Source organism: Pseudohalioglobus lutimaris, from assembly GCF_002866825.1.
GTDB lineage: Bacteria > Pseudomonadota > Gammaproteobacteria > Pseudomonadales > Halieaceae > Halioglobus > Halioglobus lutimaris.
The window spans coordinates 13,201-29,933 of record NZ_PKUS01000048.1 but is presented as its reverse complement, the minus strand read 5'-3'; the positions used below and the strand labels follow the sequence as shown (position 1 = coordinate 29,933).

The 16,733-nt window shown below is 53.1% G+C and carries 11 protein-coding genes and 2 pseudogenes; 7 read left to right on the top strand and 6 right to left on the bottom strand.

Translation table 11 applies throughout. The annotated features are described in order from the left end of the window. The first annotated feature begins 247 nt into the window (after positions 1–247). From acs to C0039_RS20020, 7 genes and pseudogenes are all read left to right on the top strand, one after another. Positions 248–2,179 carry an acetate--CoA ligase gene (gene acs, locus C0039_RS20050; RefSeq protein WP_101519120.1) on the top strand — a complete coding sequence of 644 codons (1,932 nt, stop codon included), beginning with the start codon at positions 248–250 and terminating at the stop codon, positions 2,177–2,179. Positions 2,180–2,370: 191 nt separating this feature from the next. After that, complete coding sequence (locus C0039_RS20045) at positions 2,371–4,065, top strand: class I adenylate-forming enzyme family protein (protein ID WP_101519119.1); 1,695 nt, start codon at positions 2,371–2,373, stop codon at positions 4,063–4,065. A gap of 16 nt (positions 4,066–4,081) precedes the next feature. Beyond that, complete coding sequence (locus C0039_RS20040) at positions 4,082–6,277, top strand: PQQ-dependent dehydrogenase, methanol/ethanol family (RefSeq protein WP_243391676.1); 2,196 nt, start codon at positions 4,082–4,084, stop codon at positions 6,275–6,277. A gap of 361 nt (positions 6,278–6,638) precedes the next feature. Further along, entirely contained in the window at positions 6,639–6,806 is a 168-nt protein-coding gene (locus C0039_RS21380; protein ID WP_243391675.1) for a hypothetical protein, read from the top strand. A 75-nt stretch (positions 6,807–6,881) separates the two neighbouring features. Further along, a pseudogene (locus tag C0039_RS20030) lies at positions 6,882–7,941 on the top strand (IS3 family transposase). A gap of 217 nt (positions 7,942–8,158) precedes the next feature. Then, a complete protein-coding gene (locus C0039_RS20025) occupies positions 8,159–10,816 on the top strand; it encodes a TonB-dependent receptor (RefSeq protein WP_101519118.1) in 2,658 nt (885 codons plus the stop codon). Between the two features lie 251 nt (positions 10,817–11,067). Beyond that, positions 11,068–11,523 (top strand): annotated as a pseudogene (locus tag C0039_RS20020) (DDE-type integrase/transposase/recombinase); the annotation flags it as partial. Between the two features lie 647 nt (positions 11,524–12,170). Here the strand turns inward: C0039_RS20020 and C0039_RS20005 are convergent. The 6 genes from C0039_RS20005 to C0039_RS19980 all read right to left on the bottom strand — a co-directional run bounded on the left by C0039_RS20005 (position 12,171) and on the right by C0039_RS19980 (position 16,628). Continuing rightward, positions 12,171–12,398, bottom strand: coding sequence for a hypothetical protein (locus C0039_RS20005; RefSeq protein WP_101519114.1), 228 nt, complete (start codon positions 12,396–12,398; stop codon positions 12,171–12,173). Beyond that, a complete protein-coding gene (gene tnpC, locus C0039_RS20000) occupies positions 12,398–13,960 on the bottom strand; it encodes an IS66 family transposase (RefSeq protein WP_101519113.1) in 1,563 nt (520 codons plus the stop codon). The genes C0039_RS20005 and tnpC overlap by 1 nt, the downstream gene beginning before the upstream one ends. A 37-nt stretch (positions 13,961–13,997) precedes the next feature. Further along, positions 13,998–14,342, bottom strand: a complete 345-nt coding sequence (gene tnpB / locus C0039_RS19995) for an IS66 family insertion sequence element accessory protein TnpB (protein WP_101519112.1) — start codon at positions 14,340–14,342, stop codon at positions 13,998–14,000. Beyond that, positions 14,339–14,770, bottom strand: a complete 432-nt coding sequence (tnpA, locus tag C0039_RS19990) for an IS66-like element accessory protein TnpA (RefSeq protein ID WP_101519111.1) — start codon at positions 14,768–14,770, stop codon at positions 14,339–14,341. Before tnpA ends, tnpB begins: the two co-directional genes overlap by 4 nt. Positions 14,771–15,048: 278 nt before the next feature. Continuing rightward, on the bottom strand, positions 15,049–15,324 hold the full coding sequence (locus tag C0039_RS21470) for an MDR/zinc-dependent alcohol dehydrogenase-like family protein (protein ID WP_207796497.1): 276 nt from the start codon (positions 15,322–15,324) through the stop codon (positions 15,049–15,051). A 5-nt stretch (positions 15,325–15,329) separates the two neighbouring features. Next, a complete protein-coding gene (locus C0039_RS19980) occupies positions 15,330–16,628 on the bottom strand; it encodes a spinster family MFS transporter (protein ID WP_101519110.1) in 1,299 nt (432 codons plus the stop codon). Positions 16,629–16,733 lie beyond the last annotated feature (105 nt).

Here is a 16,733-nt window from a genome sequence, read left to right as displayed (position 1 = left end):
AAGATGATGCTGGACCATTACCAGCAGACCAAGAACCTGCTGGTGAGCTACAGCATCGATCCGCTGGGTTTCTTCTAAGTCCAAACTAATGCCTTAATGATCTTAATGCCCCTTGGTAATCACCTTGGGGCATTTCTAATGCCAGAAAAATGAATTTCAACCATTCTCGCAGTGCCGGCTTGAATTTATCCCCGACTTGGTCACATGTTGAATGGCTCAATGACCTATCCTCAATACAGGAGTTGGAATGTCCGAGTTTCAGACGCACCCAGTACCAGCGAATTTCAATGACGCGCACATCAACGCCGAGAAGTACCAGGCCATGTACAAGCGCTCCATCGAGGATCCCGAGGGCTTCTTTGGCGAGATGGCCAGCGAGTTCCTGAGCTGGGAGCAGCCCTGGGACAGCGTGGTGAACTATGACTTTGTGAAGGGCGAGGCGTCCTGGTTTGCCGGCGGCAAGCTGAACGTCAGCTACAACTGCATCGACCGTCACCTGCCGGAGCGCGCCGACCAGACCGCGCTGATCTGGGAGGGGGACGATCCAGCCGACAGCAAGCACATTACCTACGGGGAACTGAAGGAGCAGGTCTGCAAGCTGGCCAACGCGCTGAAGGCCCGCGGCGTCAGCAAGGGCGACCGCGTCTGCATCTACATGCCGATGATCCCCGAGGCAGCCTACGCCATGCTGGCCTGTACCCGCATCGGTGCGGTTCACTCCATCGTCTTCGGCGGTTTCTCTCCCGAAGCGCTGAAGGATCGTATCCTCGACTCCGACTGCCAGACCGTGATCACCGCCGACGAGGGCGTGCGCGGCGGCCGCTCGGTGCCCCTGAAGGTCAATGCCGACAAGGCACTGGCATCCTGCCCCAACGTTCACACCTGCCTGGTGGTAGAGCGCACCGGTAACGACATCAACTGGGTGGAAGGCCGCGACCAGTGGTACCACGAACTGATGGCTGGCGCCGACGCCGATTGCGCACCGGAGCCCATGGACTCCGAAGACCCGCTGTTCATCCTCTATACCTCAGGCTCCACCGGCAAGCCCAAGGGCGTGCTGCACACCACCGGCGGCTACCTGCTGCAGGCGGCCATGACCTTCAAGTACGTATTCGACTACCGCGAAGGCGAGGTCTACTGGTGCACCGCCGATGTGGGCTGGGTGACCGGCCACACCTACATCGTCTACGGCCCGCTGGCCAACGGCGCCATCTCCCTGATGTTCGAGGGCGTCCCCACCTACCCCGATGCCGGCCGCTGCTGGGAAGTGGTAGACAAGCACCAGGTGAATACCTTCTACACCGCCCCCACGGCGATTCGCGCCCTGATGGCAGTGGGCGATGAGCCGGTTACCCGTTCTTCTCGTTCCAGCCTGCGCCTGCTGGGCACCGTGGGTGAGCCAATCAACCCGGAGGCCTGGGAGTGGTATCACCGCGTGGTCGGCGACGAGCGCTGCCCCATCATCGATACCTGGTGGCAGACCGAGACCGGCGCCCACATGATCACCCCGCTGCCCGGCGCGGTTGACCTCAAGCCCGGCTCTGCCACCTTCCCGTTTTTTGGCGTAGATCTGGCCCTGTTGAACGAAGACGGCTCCGAAGTGGAAGGCGCCGGCTCCGGCTACCTGGTGGTGAAGTCCTCCTGGCCCAGCCAGATCCGCAGCGTCTACGGCGACCATCAACGCATGATCGACACCTACTTCAGCAACTACGCGGGGTACTACTTTACCGGTGACGGCGCCACTCGCGACGAAGATGGCTACTACTGGATTACCGGTCGGGTGGACGATGTGCTCAACGTATCCGGTCACCGCATGGGTACCGCCGAGGTGGAAAGCGCCCTGGTACTGCACGACAAGATCGCCGAGGCCGCCGTGGTGGGCTTCCCCCACGATATCAAGGGCCAGGGCATCTACGCTTATGTCACCCCGATGGCGGGTGTAGAGCCGGACGACGAGCTGCGCGCCGAGCTGATCCAGCTATGCGTGAAGGAAATCGGTCCCATCGCCAAGCCCGATATCATCCAGTGGGCCCCCGGCCTGCCCAAGACCCGCTCCGGCAAGATCATGCGCCGCATCCTGCGCAAGATCGCCGAGAACGATCTAGAGAGTTTAGGTGATACGAGTACGTTAGCTGATCCAGCGGTCGTAAATGAACTCCTATCAAATCGAGTTTGCTAAGCAGACAGTGCCGGTCGGTTACGAATTGATTGTTCCAATACGGCAGCATTAATTTGACCTAAACCGAAGAGGGCGCTTCCTAAAGATGACCAGTTGCGTCAACAATTCATCAGTAAAGTCCTTTAACACTTGGTGTAAAACTTGTTATCAATGTCTTGCTAAGTAATCTGTTCTAGGATGAAAAAAATAGAATGAATAAAAGACAGGCAAAAATCTCCAGGATAACAGCCGAAGGATCCCCATGGGAAATTCAGGAGGTAGAGACAAGAGGTGGAAAAAACAAGTGGTTTGTTAATGGCCCTCAATCACTTCGAGAGCTGTTTGAAGAGAATTTGAGCGACGAAACGTTTTTTGTCTATAACGGTGAGCAATACACCTATAGAGATATATACAAGAAGGCATCTAGTCTGGCGTACCAACTGCAACGCACTCACGGAGTAAAACCTGGGGATCGTGTTGCAATTTGTATGCGCAATTATCCTGAATGGCCCATTGCCCTTGAGGCAATAACATCGATTGGGGCGATTGCTGTTGCCATGAATGCATGGTGGCAATCTGAGGAAATGGAATATGCACTTAATCTGACTGGTGTGACAGTGATGATCGCGGATGATGAGCGGATTAGCCGAGTCATGAAATTGTCGCGAGCAACTGATTTAAAAATTATTTCTGTCCGTTGTGGTGTTCTGGATTTTGCTACTCCAATAGAGTCACTTATTGAGAGCAATGAGCCAATGCCTCCCGTGTCCATAAACCCCGACGACGATGCCGTTATACTTTTCACATCAGGTTCTACTGGGCACCCTAAGGGGTCAGTTTCTTCTCACCGCAATATTCTCGCGGCTCTCTTGTCGTGGGAGGTTGATTTTCTGCTAAATCTCAATCTTCCCGACAGCCATTTCCGTATGGAAGAATTCTTCAGTGAGCCTGCTAATCGAGAAATAGCGTTGTTGGCAATGCCGTTGTTTCACGTGAATGGCATGCATGCAGTTCTGTTATCTGCCTACCGGCAACAAAGGATGATTATTTCCATGTATAAGTGGGATCCTGAAGTTGCTGCTGAGATTATCGACCGGGAAAAGGTCACTACAGTTCTGGGTACCCCAGCTATCACTGGAGACCTCGTAGAGTATGCAAAACGAACGAATCGAAATTTGAAGAGTCTTCGTTCTACTGGTGGAGGAGGAGCTGCGCGAGCGACTTCACAAGTCGAGGAGATTGGGAAAGCACTCGAGAATGCAGTCCCATTTACTGGATGGGGAATGACGGAAACCAATTCGATTGGCACTGGAATTTACGGACAAGAGTATGTGGAAAATCCCACCAGCTCTGGGAAGTGTTCTGTGGTCCTAGAGATTGCCACCGTGGACGAGGGGGGAAATCTTCTCCCCCAAGGTGAGCGGGGTGAACTTGTAGTTAGGGGCACATCAGTGATCCGTGGTTATTGGAACCGGCCAGATGCTAACAAGGAGTCATTTATTGATGATTGGTTTCGTACAGGTGACATAGCCTTTATCGATGAACTAGGTTATCTGTTTGTGGTAGATAGACTAAAGCAACTCATAATCCGGGGCGGAGAGAACATAGGCTGCGGCGAGGTAGAAGATGCCTTGTTGGATCATTCAGCCATCATCGAGGCTTGCGCATATGGCGTACCAGATCAGCGTCTTGGTGAGGCAGTCGCAGTGTCTATATACACAGATTCGGATTTAGCTGATGAGGCAATATTGCAGTTCCTTAAATCGCGTTTGGCCCAGTTCAAGATTCCCCAACACATCAGAATGTGCGCCAGTCAACTGCCGAGAGTTGCCTCGGGTAAGATTGACCGACGATGTTTAAGAGATATGCATATTGAAGAGTTGAAACCAGCTAACAGCGAATGTTGATCTGCAGGAGATATCTATGAGGTATTGGCTGGATTACCGAATTGGCGGCCCTAGGACTAGTTGGGAAGCAAAAATTCTTGCAGTGTCGATCGTGTTGCTATCTTTTATGGGCCTCAAAGTTGAGGAGGCATTGGCTGAGGAACCCTCCATCTCTGCGGTAGCGATAGCTGATGCTACACGAGGAATCAATTCCGAACGCATTTCTTCACAGACCGACCGCAATTGGCTCAGTTACGGGCGAGACTACCATGAACAGCGTTTCAGTAGATTGAGTCAAGTAAATGATGGGAATGTGGATAGACTTGGAATGGCGTGGTACTTCGATACAAATTATAGCCGGGGTCTTGAGGCCACACCTATTATTGTCGATGGGGTTATGTTTGTAACTGGCAATTGGAGTGAAGTATATGCGCTCAACGCCATTACCGGAGAGTTGATTTGGCATTACGATCCAAAGGTACCTAAACAATGGGGGAAGATGGCGTGCTGTGATGTCGTAAACCGTGGCGTGGCGCTTTACCAGGGTAAGGTGTTTGTCGGCACGTTAGACGCCCGGCTTGTGGCTCTCGAGGCTTCAACCGGCAGGGTGCTATGGGACGTAAAGACAGCAGACACATCCGAATACCCGTACACCATAACTGGAGCACCCAGAGCCGCAAAAGGTAAGGTATTCATCGGGAATGGAGGTGCAGAGTTCGGTGCCAGGGGATTTGTCAGCGCCTATGATGTGGATTCGGGGGATCTTGTTTGGCGTTTTTTCACGGTACCAAGGAATCCTGAGGACGAACAAGAAAATGAAATTCTAGTTAAGGCTGCCGAAACATGGACTGGTCAATGGTGGAAGAACGGCGGAGGCGGCACGGTATGGGATTCCATCGTATACGATCCTGAGCTTGATCAACTTTACATCGGTGTCGGTAACGGCTCTCCATGGAACCGGCGCATAAGAAGCCCAGATGGTGGAGACAATCTCTTTCTATCTTCCATAGTTGCGCTGGACCCAGATACGGGCGCATATATTTGGCACTTTCAGGAAACACCGAAGGAAACTTGGGACTACACGGCCACACAGCCCATCATGCTTGCCGATATGAATTGGCAAGGAAAAGTCAGGAAGGTTATCTGGCATGCACCCAAGAACGGGTTCTTTTTCATTATTGATCGCGAAGACGGACAGTTGCTATCCGCTGAGCCTTTCTCAAAAGTGAATTGGGCGAGCCACTATAACCTGGCAACTGGTCGCCCGGTTGAAAATCCAGGGATGGATTATTCCGCGGAAGGAAAATATGTGTCTCCGTCTCCCTATGGGGCTCACAGCTGGCACCCGATGTCTTATCATCCTGATACGGGCCTGGTGTATATCCCAACGATGGAAATAGAGTACTTTTTTGAAGAGAACACCAATGACCATAAATGGGGGCAGTGGAACACAAATACTAACTATGCGACAGATGTAATGGGCAGTGACCAAGAAGATCAGCGGGTAATTCGAGAGGTGACAAACGGCTTTTTGACCGCATGGAATCCCCATGAGCAAAATTACGCTTGGAGAGTGGAGCGTGAACTGGCATGGAATGGAGGCACACTCGCTACAGCCGGTAACCTTGTTTTTCAAGGGAGGGGCGATGGTCAGTTCGAAGCGTTGGATGCAATAACTGGCGCTTCGCTTTGGAGCTATAAGACGAATGCGGGAGTTATCGGTTCGCCCGTAACCTACATGGTCGATGGAGAGCAGTATATCGCTATTCCAGTTGGCTGGGGTGGAATTCTGGCGCTGACCTATGGTCTTGAACTTTTGAATGGTTATGAACCGCCGCCCAGCCGTATCTTAGCCTTCAAGATTGGTGGGCAGCAGTTACTTCCGCCATTGAAGCAGGCAAGTCCAAGGCCCGAACCACCTGTCAGAATCACTGATGATGCTGAGATAATCGAACACGGAGCGAAGCTGTATGCCGAGTATTGCGGAAGGTGTCATGGGCAGTTTGTTGTGAGCAACGGTCGACTTCCAGATCTGCGCCGGCGCCCGAAGCAAACATATGCTGCCTTCGATACCGTTGTACTTGAGGGCGGTCTGGCAGCACTTGGCATGCCCGGTTTCAAAGATGTACTTTCCAGCGAAGATGCACATGCGTTGAAGGCCTATCTCATAGACGCAGCTAATGACGACTGGGAGCAAAAGGGTGTAACAGGGGTACTAGTAGAAAATAAATGATAACTTCAGATGCGGTATTTGGAGTTTTCGTCAATTTGAAATATGAGTAAAGTTTCTCCGGGATGTTCGATGCATTTCCTTTTCCCTTGAGGCGAAAATATGAAAATTATACGGGAAGATTGAGTGGGCGATGTAATTAGCAGTGTCAGTCAACAGAAAGAACATCTATGCCTTAGTAGGCGAGCTCGATCTTACGCACTGGCATTATCGCACTGAGCGGCCTTATACAAAATTATATGTAATTGCCATTGGCTCGAATAGGCGTTGGTGTGGGGGAGGCTGGCAGTAGTCTCCCTTCGCGTTTTATGATTTCCGACATTTTCCGCTTGAGAATCGAGCTACGACACTCGGTTTCTACGCGATGGGGGTCAATTTTGGGACTCTACTTGGCGATCTCCTCGGTAGCTGGCTAAACGTGATTTTTGACTGGCGGACCGTCTTTTTTGTGGTTGGCCTTCCTGGAATACTACCTGATTTAATAGTTCATTTTACCCCAGTTGGACCAGTTCGAGAGCTAACTGAGAGTTGACCCTCTCCCAGGATTCCGATCCATTTAAAAGTAGAATTTCTGGCATGATGAACCCCTTGAGGAAGGAGTCATGCGATGAAGAAATCGCGATACACGGAAGAGCAGATAGCGCTTTTGCGCTGAAGCAGGTTGAACTGTGTACGCCGGTAGCGGAGGTGTGTCGAAAGATGGGCGTATCAGACGCCAGGCTGTACAACTGGCGCAAGAAGTATGGTGGATTAGGCCCATCGGAGTTGAAGCGCCTGAAGATGCTAGAGGCCGAGAACGCCCGTCTGAAGCGTATGGTGGCGGACCTTAGCCTGGACAAGGCGATGCTTCAGGAAGTCCTGTCAAAAAAAGCTCTGAAGCCCTCCCGGAAGCGAGAACTGGTGGATGAACTGCAACTTCGTTACGGCGCCAGCCAGCGACAGGCCTGCCAGGCTTTGAAACTGTCGAGGTCAGTCTACCGCTACAAGTCGATTGCCCGAGATTCCAGCGCTATCAGGATGCGCATGCGGGAGATCACGGAGACGTACGTTCACTATGGATTTCCACGTGTACTCATCACGTTGCGCCGAGAGGACTGGCGATTAGGCATCGGCGGCCGCGGCGGAACAAATCGGCGATGCTGCGCCAGCCGTGGCAGGTGGCGGGCTATCCAAACCAGATCCGGGGTATGGATTTCGTATCCGACGCGCTGTTCGATGGCAGACGGCTGCGCATGCTAACGGTCATTGACCTGTATCCGCGGGAATGTCTGGCCATCGCAGTTGGTCAACGGTTAACTGGCGAAGATGTGGCGAGAACCCTAGAGCAAATATGTATCGAACGTTCACAGCCAGAGGTTCTGAAAATGGACAACGGCAGTGACTTTGCTGGCAAGGTACTGGATCGTTTGGCCTATGAAAAGCAGGTCTCCATTGATTCCTCGCGGCCAGGAAAGTCCACGGACAATGCGACCGTGGAATCTTTCAATGGAAGTCTTCGGCAGGAGTGTCTGAATGCAAATTTGTTTCTGTCACTCGATGACGCAAAGACCAAGGTAGAGAAATGGCGATTGTTCTATAATCAGCTTCGCCCTCACTCATCTCTGGGCTGGATCTCTCCAGTAGTTTATGCTGAAAAACACGAGCTCGGGGAGTGTGATCCCGGGTGAAAACAGCTGGAATTTTCTACTTTTAGCTGGAGCTGATATCGGGAGAGGCTCAGTAAAGATAAGCTACTAGACAGCTCTACGCCTAGTTGACGTCTGCTCTCGCTGAGTGACCATAAATGTTGATTATTGATCGACAAGGACATTTCAGCATAGATTCTTTGTAGCTACACTTTAGTGCGTATGTTGCCCAATAACACTTATATATAGGAACTACGCTATGTCGCATAATTACCTTTCTGGTCAAATTCCGTCAAAGTTAAATAGGATTGCTTTCGGCCTAACGGTTGCCTTTGCTGCTAACTATTCTGCTGCGGTGCATGCTCAATCGGAAGCAGTGCAATTGGAGGAGGTCGTCGTAACAGCTACCAAGCGAGCGCAGAGCATTCAAGACGTACCTCTTGCCATTACCGCACTTTCGAGCGAAACCCTCGATCGGGCCGGGATTGTCGATATCACCAGCCTCGAACGGGTAGCTCCGAGTTTCCACTTAAATACCACAGACAGCAATACGGGCGGAGTTACACTACGGGTACGCGGTGTCGGAACGAGTGGTAATAACATTGGCTTCGAAAGCTCCGTGGGTGTGTTCATCGATGGTATTTTTGTTCCGCGTCCGGGCGGTGCGTTGAACGACTTGTTGGATGTTGAGCGCATAGAGATTCTACGAGGCCCTCAAGGGACGCTGTTTGGGCGCAATACGTCCGCGGGCGCACTGGTTATCCATACGAAGCGACCTGATCTCAATGAGTTTGGCTATTTCGGTAGTTTGACAGGCGGCAATTACGATCTTTTCGCAGGGCAGGCAGGTATAAATGTACCGATTATTGAAGGCACGCTCGGTATGAAGATAGCCGCCAGCTACAGAGAACGTGACGGATTTGTGGACGGGGCTTTTGGTGGAGACAGCTACGGTAGAGATCGCGAGGCTATCGATCTAGATCTACTATGGGACATGGGTGACGCTGGAGATTTGCGCATCAAGGCATCTTATGCCGAATCCCAGGACGAATGTTGCCTTGCTGTATGGCACAATGACTCCGACTACATCGTCAATGAGGTGGTCCCGTATGTCGACCCTGCCCTCGGGCTCGGGGAGGGAGCGGGTGTTCCTCCCAGCCTTGTAGGTCGCGATGCATTGGAAGACGGCAAGGCCGTGGATGACGACTTCGAAAATCCGGCACGCGGCACTCGCTTCTCATTGGAGTATAACGTTGAAACTGGCATCGGTGATTTAACCTATCTGTTTGGGTACTCGGACGGTTCAGCTCTCTCTGATCGACAGGATTATGTGCAGACCGATGCGTATACAACCGGAGCGACCCCGCAGGCTAAAGCACTGAACCCTGAGCGACCCTACCGTTCTTGGAACGGCACCGATACAGACAATTTTAGTCACGAGATCAGGCTTCGAGGATTGGCATTCAATGATAGGCTCGATTGGATGGTAGGAGCCTATTACGCGGAAGAAGACGTTGATCAGAGGTACACTCTGACCTTCTTAGAACAGATGCAGACGGCATGGAGTGTTGGTGCCTTTGGTCAACCTGAGTTTAATGAGCTCAATTACGTCTCTGGCGGTCGAGATGCTGCCGGAGATTTCAATGCTCCTAATGCGCAGCAGAGTACGGAATCATGGTCAATATTTACTCACAACGTTTTCTCTGTAACTGACAAGTTTGATCTCACGATCGGTCTACGCTATGTGGATGAATCCAAAGACGGAAGTATGTCCGAACAAACAACGGGTCAGCACAATGCCTGTCATGGTTCGTTTGAAAATTACCAGGTAACCGTCCCAGCATATGCAGACAATCCGGGGCGTCTCCAGGCGGCGGTGGCAACGAACTGTTGGATCTTTACAGCTCCGTTTTATGACCCAGACGATCCCGACAGTTTCTATGTTCCATATGTGGACAATCCTGCGACAGCAGCGTGGGTTGATTTGATACCTCGACCATTTGACAGGAAGTTTGAGGACGATGAACTGGTATACACCATTAAGGGTAGCTATATCATCAATGAAGATACTAACGTTTATGCTGGTTTCACTCACGGATTTAAATCCGGTGGATTTAACCTTGACGTTTCTTCGGCATCTGGTGGCACCGATCCACGCTTCGACTCTGAAATCATAGATGCCTATGAAATTGGACTGAAATCGATTTTCTGGGAAGGCCGTGCATTGGCAAATGTGGCCGTGTTCTATCAGGATTTGGAAGACTTTCAAGTACTAGAGTTCGATGGTATACGGCGTGTGACATACAACGTGCCTAAGGCCGAGAGCTGGGGTGTAGAGCTTGAATCCCAGGCTCAGTTTACCGAATCGTTTGGCATGAACCTTGGTGTGACCTATGTAGAAGCAGAGTACCCGGATGACTGCAGCACCTTTGATCCGAACTCAAGCGATTTCCAATCTGCGATCTTGCCACTTTGTGGCGTTGAACTCACCAATGCACCAGAATGGGCCGCGATCCTGGGCGCTAACTACCAGTCGACGGTATTCAACGGAGGTTGGGACTTTTTTGCAAATGCGTCAGCGAGGTATGAGTCCGAGCGTAGAACCGGGACTATGCCGACTGAAAGGCCGAATGTAGCGGGGTTAACGACGGAAGCTGAAGTTCGTGCTGCGGTCGATGCCGCCGTTGCCCTCCGAGGCGACGTTGAAGACTCAAACACCAAAGTTGATCTTCGGCTCGGATTGCTTCATCGGGACTCAAATGTTTCCATTGAGCTTTGGGGTACGAATATATTCGACGAACGTACCAAGTTCTCGACATTCAGCATTCCCCTGCGAGGATTTTCCGGTGACAGAGCTCGCGGTCAGTTTGTTCAGGAGCCTAGATTATACGGATTGACAGTCCGGAAAGTCTTCTGATCGAAGGCGTATTCTATGTCTCGTAGCCCACTTTGAGTCATTTGACTTAGAGTGGGCTTAACCCTCCCGTTCCGTACGCACTCTCTCTTTCTTGTATCGAAAATTTGGTAACACAGCCACTGAACTTGCACTAGAAATACGCCGCGATCAGTGGAATTCATTGAGTTACTAGCAGGAGAGGGGATCCAATCCTGACATCCGAGTTGGTGGTAGGAACCTTATTGGAGCACATTGCCGCGATCTAATGTGGGGTAGTGCTGGACCTGTACTCGCGAATGGTCGTGGGTCGGTCCATGAAGCCGAGCCAGCACCGGGATTTGGTGCTGGATGCCTTGATCATGACGGTATGGCATCGGCGGTCGACCGAATCTGTAGTGGTTCATTCAGATCAAGAATCGCAATATGAAAGTGATGACTGGCTGCGCTTCTGCCGTGACCACGACCTGGACACAAGCATGAGTCGGCGGGGGAACTGCTTTGATAATGTGCTTGCCGAATCGTTCTTCAGCAGTCTAAAGAAGGAGCGCATCCGACGAAAAATCTATCCTTCACGGGAGGAAGCCAGGTTGGATGTGATTGATTACATCAAAGTGTTCTACAATCGCTCACGGCGCTGCAGTCACATTGGTGATGTGAGCCCTGTAACGTTCGAACACGCCTCATTATTGGACTTTCCCCGATGGCGAGGACACTTCGCAAAGACTTGATTGGTGGGCCATGCTGGCTTTAACTCGCTCATTCATCATCTCAGCAGTCCCATCAATATAGCCCGTAATCTTCGCTGCCAACAATTGCCGACCAAAGCCGTGAGTGTTTCTTAGTCCGTAGACATAATCTTGAAAACCGTCATCCAGAAAAGATAGCTTGGCCGCTATGTTCTGTGTATTTCTTAGCGAAAAGGTGAATAGCCTGTCCGCCTTGCTCATCTCCTCGAAAAACCTAAGATTTGTCAAAAAGTCGAGACCATAGCCTCCTTTGGAGCCAAATGTTTCAAGGCGTAGTATCAGCCGCCTCATGCGGCAAGGTAACCGGTTGATCCTGACCTCACCATTCTTCGATGACCGGTCGGACCTGTCGGTCCCGAAACTCACATGCGATGGAGAGGAATTACTGTGCGTTCACAATCAGTATTCCTGGGCGATTATCGACTTAGGTTGACAATCGCCCGCCCACGGGTCTTGCCTGCCAATATGTCCTCGGCGGCTGTTTTGAGGTCGCTGAATGCGATATCAAAGCTCAGTTCTTCAAGTTTATCTAGATCAAGATCGATCGCCAGACGAGACCAAGCTTTTTCTCTGACATGAAGCGGAGCTGTAAGCATCCGGTCAGTACCGGGTTGCAATGAGTCGAGAACTTAGCTCTGGTTTATCTCGTCGATATATTCTTCGTACTCGACAGCCCGCTCGATGGCGTGATCTAACCTTTTAAGCAAGACCATTAACGGCTCGCCGGGCCGCCGCCGCAGCATGGCCAGGGTTTGCGCTTCATTGTTCGCTATGGCCACACAGCCCGCTGGCGCCAGATAACCAAGGGTAATCTGCCCATCGCACTCGATCAGGTCCTCTATATTCGTCAGGGCCATCAGGCTGCGCTCCGTCGAGCCGGTGCCGGCTCTGTGTTGTTCGATGTCAGGACCGGGCCCACATGCCATGGCAGTAATTCATCAACCCGATTGATGGGATGACTTGCAATACAATCCAGCACATGGGTCAGGTAGGCCTGCGGATCGATCCCGTTCAGCTGTGCAGTACCGATCAGGCTGTACAGCGCCGCCGCCCACTCGCCGCCCCGGTCCGAACCGGCGAACAGGTAGTTTTTGCGGCCCAGGGCTACACCCCGCAGCGCACGCTCCGCCGCGTTATTGTCGATCTCCAGTTCACCGTCATCGCGGTACCGGATCAATGCCTGCCACCGACCCAGGGCATAGCGGATGGCTTTTGCCAACTCCGATTTCCTGGATACCTGGGTGAGTGTGGCCTGCAGCCAGTGCTGCAGTTCATCCAGTATGGGGCCCGCCCGGGCCTGGCGAACGTGCCGTCGCTCATCCGGCGGCTTGCCCCGAATCAGGTCTTCGACCTGATAGAGCGCCTGGATATAGTTTAGAGCCTGACAGGCCAGAGGGCTGTCCTGCGCCTGCTGGATATCGTAGAACTTGCGTCGCACATGGGCCCAGCAACCCGCTTCCTGCCGGTGGTGATCGAACAGGCGGTTGAAGCCGGCATAGCCATCGGCATGGATCGTACCTCGGAACCTGGCCAGGTGCTTCTGGGGGCGGATACCCTGGCGATCCGGCGAATACGCGAACCAGACCGATGGTGGTGTCTTTGAACCCGCCGGGCGTTCATCACGCACATAGGTCCACAAGCGGCCGGTTTTGGTTTTACCTTTCCCCGGCGCCAGGACCGGTACCGGGGTGTCGTCCGCATGCACAGTCGTGCCCGCCAGGGTATGGCGCCGCAAGGCATCGACCAGTGGAGACAGTAACTGGCTGGATTGCTTCACCCAGTCCGACAGGGTGGAGGTAGCTATATCGACGCCCTCCCGGGCATAGATCCGGCGCTGACGGTACAACGGCAGGTGATCGCAGTACTTGGAGACCAGCACCTGCGCGAGCAATCCCGAACCGGGCAACCCCCGGACGATGGGCCGCTCCGGCGCTGCCGCCTGGATCACGGCATCGCAGTCCGTACAGGCCAGCTTGGGCCTCACGTGTCGAGTCACCCGGAAGCGTGCCGGGATAAAGTCCAAGACCTCTGATACGTCCTCGCCAATACGGCGCAGATCGCCACCGCAGGTCGGGCAATCCGCGGCATCGTCCACACCGTGGACACAGATATCCCGTGGCAGATGGGCGGGTAACGGCTGGCGGGTAGGACGTTGTCGCGCCGAGTTCGGTGCTGACGCGGGTGCGTCATCCACCGGGGCCAGTGAAGGTACCTTGCCCTGTAGGCCAAGAGCCAGTTGATCCGGTGATACAGGATATGACTCGGCCCGGCGACCGAACTGCTGGCGCTGAAGCTTGGCGACGACCAGCTTCAAGTGTTCAATCTGATGGTCCTTGTCGGAGAGCTGACGGCGTTGGGTGGCGACCAGTGCTTCCAGGTTCTTTTGGTTAGCAAGCAGCTGATCGATATCGCGTGGTATGCGGCCAGTATATCAACTGACCGTTCACTGTGAAGTCTCAGGAAGCCAGCAGGGGGGCGGTGCGTTCAGGGCGGCGCCAGTCAATACCTTCCAACAGCATCGACAGCTGCGCCGGTGTCAGGCAGACCTTGCCATGATCGGCCCGGGGCCAGATAAATTTGCCCCGCTCAAGGCGCTTGTAGAACAGGCATAATCCGTCGCCGTCCCACCACAGGATCTTGACCCGGTCACCCCGGCGCCCACGGAACACAAACAGATGACCGGAGAAGGGGTTATCTGCCAATACCGACTGCACCAGTGCGCTGAGGCCATCAAACCCCTTGCGCATGTCCGTGGTACCGGCCACCAGCCAGATACGTGTGCCGGGTGGTGGACCGATCACGGCGACAGACACTCCAGGGTGGTTCGCAGGGCATCGGCGCACACATTCCCAATAACCGTGAGTCGATGGCCATTGGGCAGGACAATCTCCAGCCGTGCGCTCCTACGGAACCGATCTTGATGCGGGGCTAGTGCTTCGGCGTCCCCGGATGCTAGGGTAATCGGCACTAGGTTGGGCGCCTCGGCTACTGGCTCCAGCTGACCCTGCTCGTATTGCTGCCGCCACTTGAACAGCAGGTTGGTATTGATATTGTGCCGGCGGGCTGCGATCGAGAAGGAATCACCGCTGGCCAGCGCGTCCTCCACAATGTGCCGTTTCTGTTCAATGCTGAACCGGCGGCGTTTCTGGACGGGCTTGGCCGGTTCTGCCTCGGGCTCTGGCTCAGGACCAGTATTGGGAGTGTGGTAGAGGGAATTGCTGGTGTCCACTTGGCCTCCGGGTGGACACCAAACGGTGCCCTCTTACTTGGGAGGCCTCATGATTGCGGATTCTGCGAGGACAACAAGACGGTACTGACCGGATGCTTACGCGGAGCTTGCACCGAATCTACCCCCTGAAGCCTGACACTCCTTAGTATAAAAGGCATAACTGTTGTGGGAAGATCAGCGCCCTGCGCCAGTCCGCAAGAAGCAACTGTTCCTCCGTAGTGTGTTGATGCTAATGCGTTGGCGAGAGTGTGGCTGCCGACGCTATCGATCACACCCGCCTATCGCTCTCGTTGCAGCGGGGCCCCCTGTTCCGATAACTCTCGCCTATCCACTATCTCAGCAGCGCCCAGTTTAGTCAGAAATTCTGCCTCCTGAGGGCGACCTGTAGACGCTACTACCCGGTAGCCGAGATTGGAGAGGATAGATACCGCGACCGATCCCACTCCACCGGCGGCGCCTGTGACTAGAATATCGCCGTCGACAGGATCAACCCCACCATCCTCCAGAGCGAGAACACACAACATGGCAGTGTAGCCGGCGGTCCCGATTGCCATTCCGTCTAGTCCGGCGCTCGAAGAAGGTCATCCCTTAACGTAAGAGATGCCAAGTAGAAATGACAGATCGACCAGATTCCAACTGGCGCTAAAACGAACAGCATGGCATATCGCAGAGACTCTACCCCGTACTGAGTGCCAAGATAATCACTAACGATTCCTACCGTCCAGGGACCTGCGCCCAAGCCAATTATGTTGAGAAAGAGGAATAGAATAGCTGAAGCCATAGCGCGCATGCGTATACCGACGAGAGCATGAGTGATCGCAATTGCATTACCGAGATACACGTTGGCCATCATTGAAGGCACTAACATGCATAGTAATGCCTGATAGGGATCCTGAGCTAAGTACACCAAAACCACGAAGGGTGTTGCGATCACGCCAGCAATGACTGGCACCCAAACGTACCAGCGCTTGTCTTTGCGAGCTAATCGATCCGACACAAGTCCACCCCCGAACACGCCGATCGCGCCACCCACTCCGATTATTAAAGCTAACCAGGTACCCAGTTCCCCAGTGGACATGCCATGACTTCGGATCATGTACGATGCGTTCCAGTTGCTAGCGCTATAAGCGACAAATGCATTGAGAGAAACCCCAGCAGCGAGATGTCGAAATGCTCTACTTTTCCAAAGCACCGCCAAGACACCGGTAAAGGAAGTACTGCTATCACTAGCCACACGATTATCTGTCAGCCCTCGAATTGGCTCTGCCAATGTAAAGCGCAGTATGACAGCCAGCAGCACACCCGGAAGTCCCACGACCATGAAGGCTACCCGCCAACCGAAGTATTCGTTGAGCCATCCGCCGAACAGAAAACCAAAAAGAATGCCAAAGTTGACTCCCATCGAATAGAATCCGAGTGCGCTGGCGCGTTGGTGAGGTAGAAATATGTCTGAGATCATAGAGTGTGATGGAGGGCTGCCACCGGCCTCGCCCACACCAACGCCAATTCGAACCAGCAGCAATTGCCAATAATTTTGGACCAAGCCGCTAAGGGCTGTCATCCCACTCCAGACGGCCAATGCCAATGCGACGATATTTCGGCGATTCGAGCCATCAGCCCAGCGTGCTATTGGAATACCTGCCGTGACATAGAATACCGCAAATGCGAATCCCGTCAGCAGGCCCAGTTGACCATCAGACAATAGAAGGTCTTCCTTAATGGCCTCTTGCAGTATAGCCAACAACTGTCTATCAATGAAGTTAAAGCTGTAGACGATGGTTAGTAATCCGAGTGCGTAGTACCTGGCTTGTTTCGCAGCATAAGGATTATTTTTTTCGCTGAACGCGGGCTTATGCACTCAATTATCTCCATCGGCGCTTGCTGCCCCAGGTTTGGCAACTGGGTTTTCAGTTATGCAGTGAGAGGAAATCACAACATAGAATCTGCTTAGCATCTTATTGTA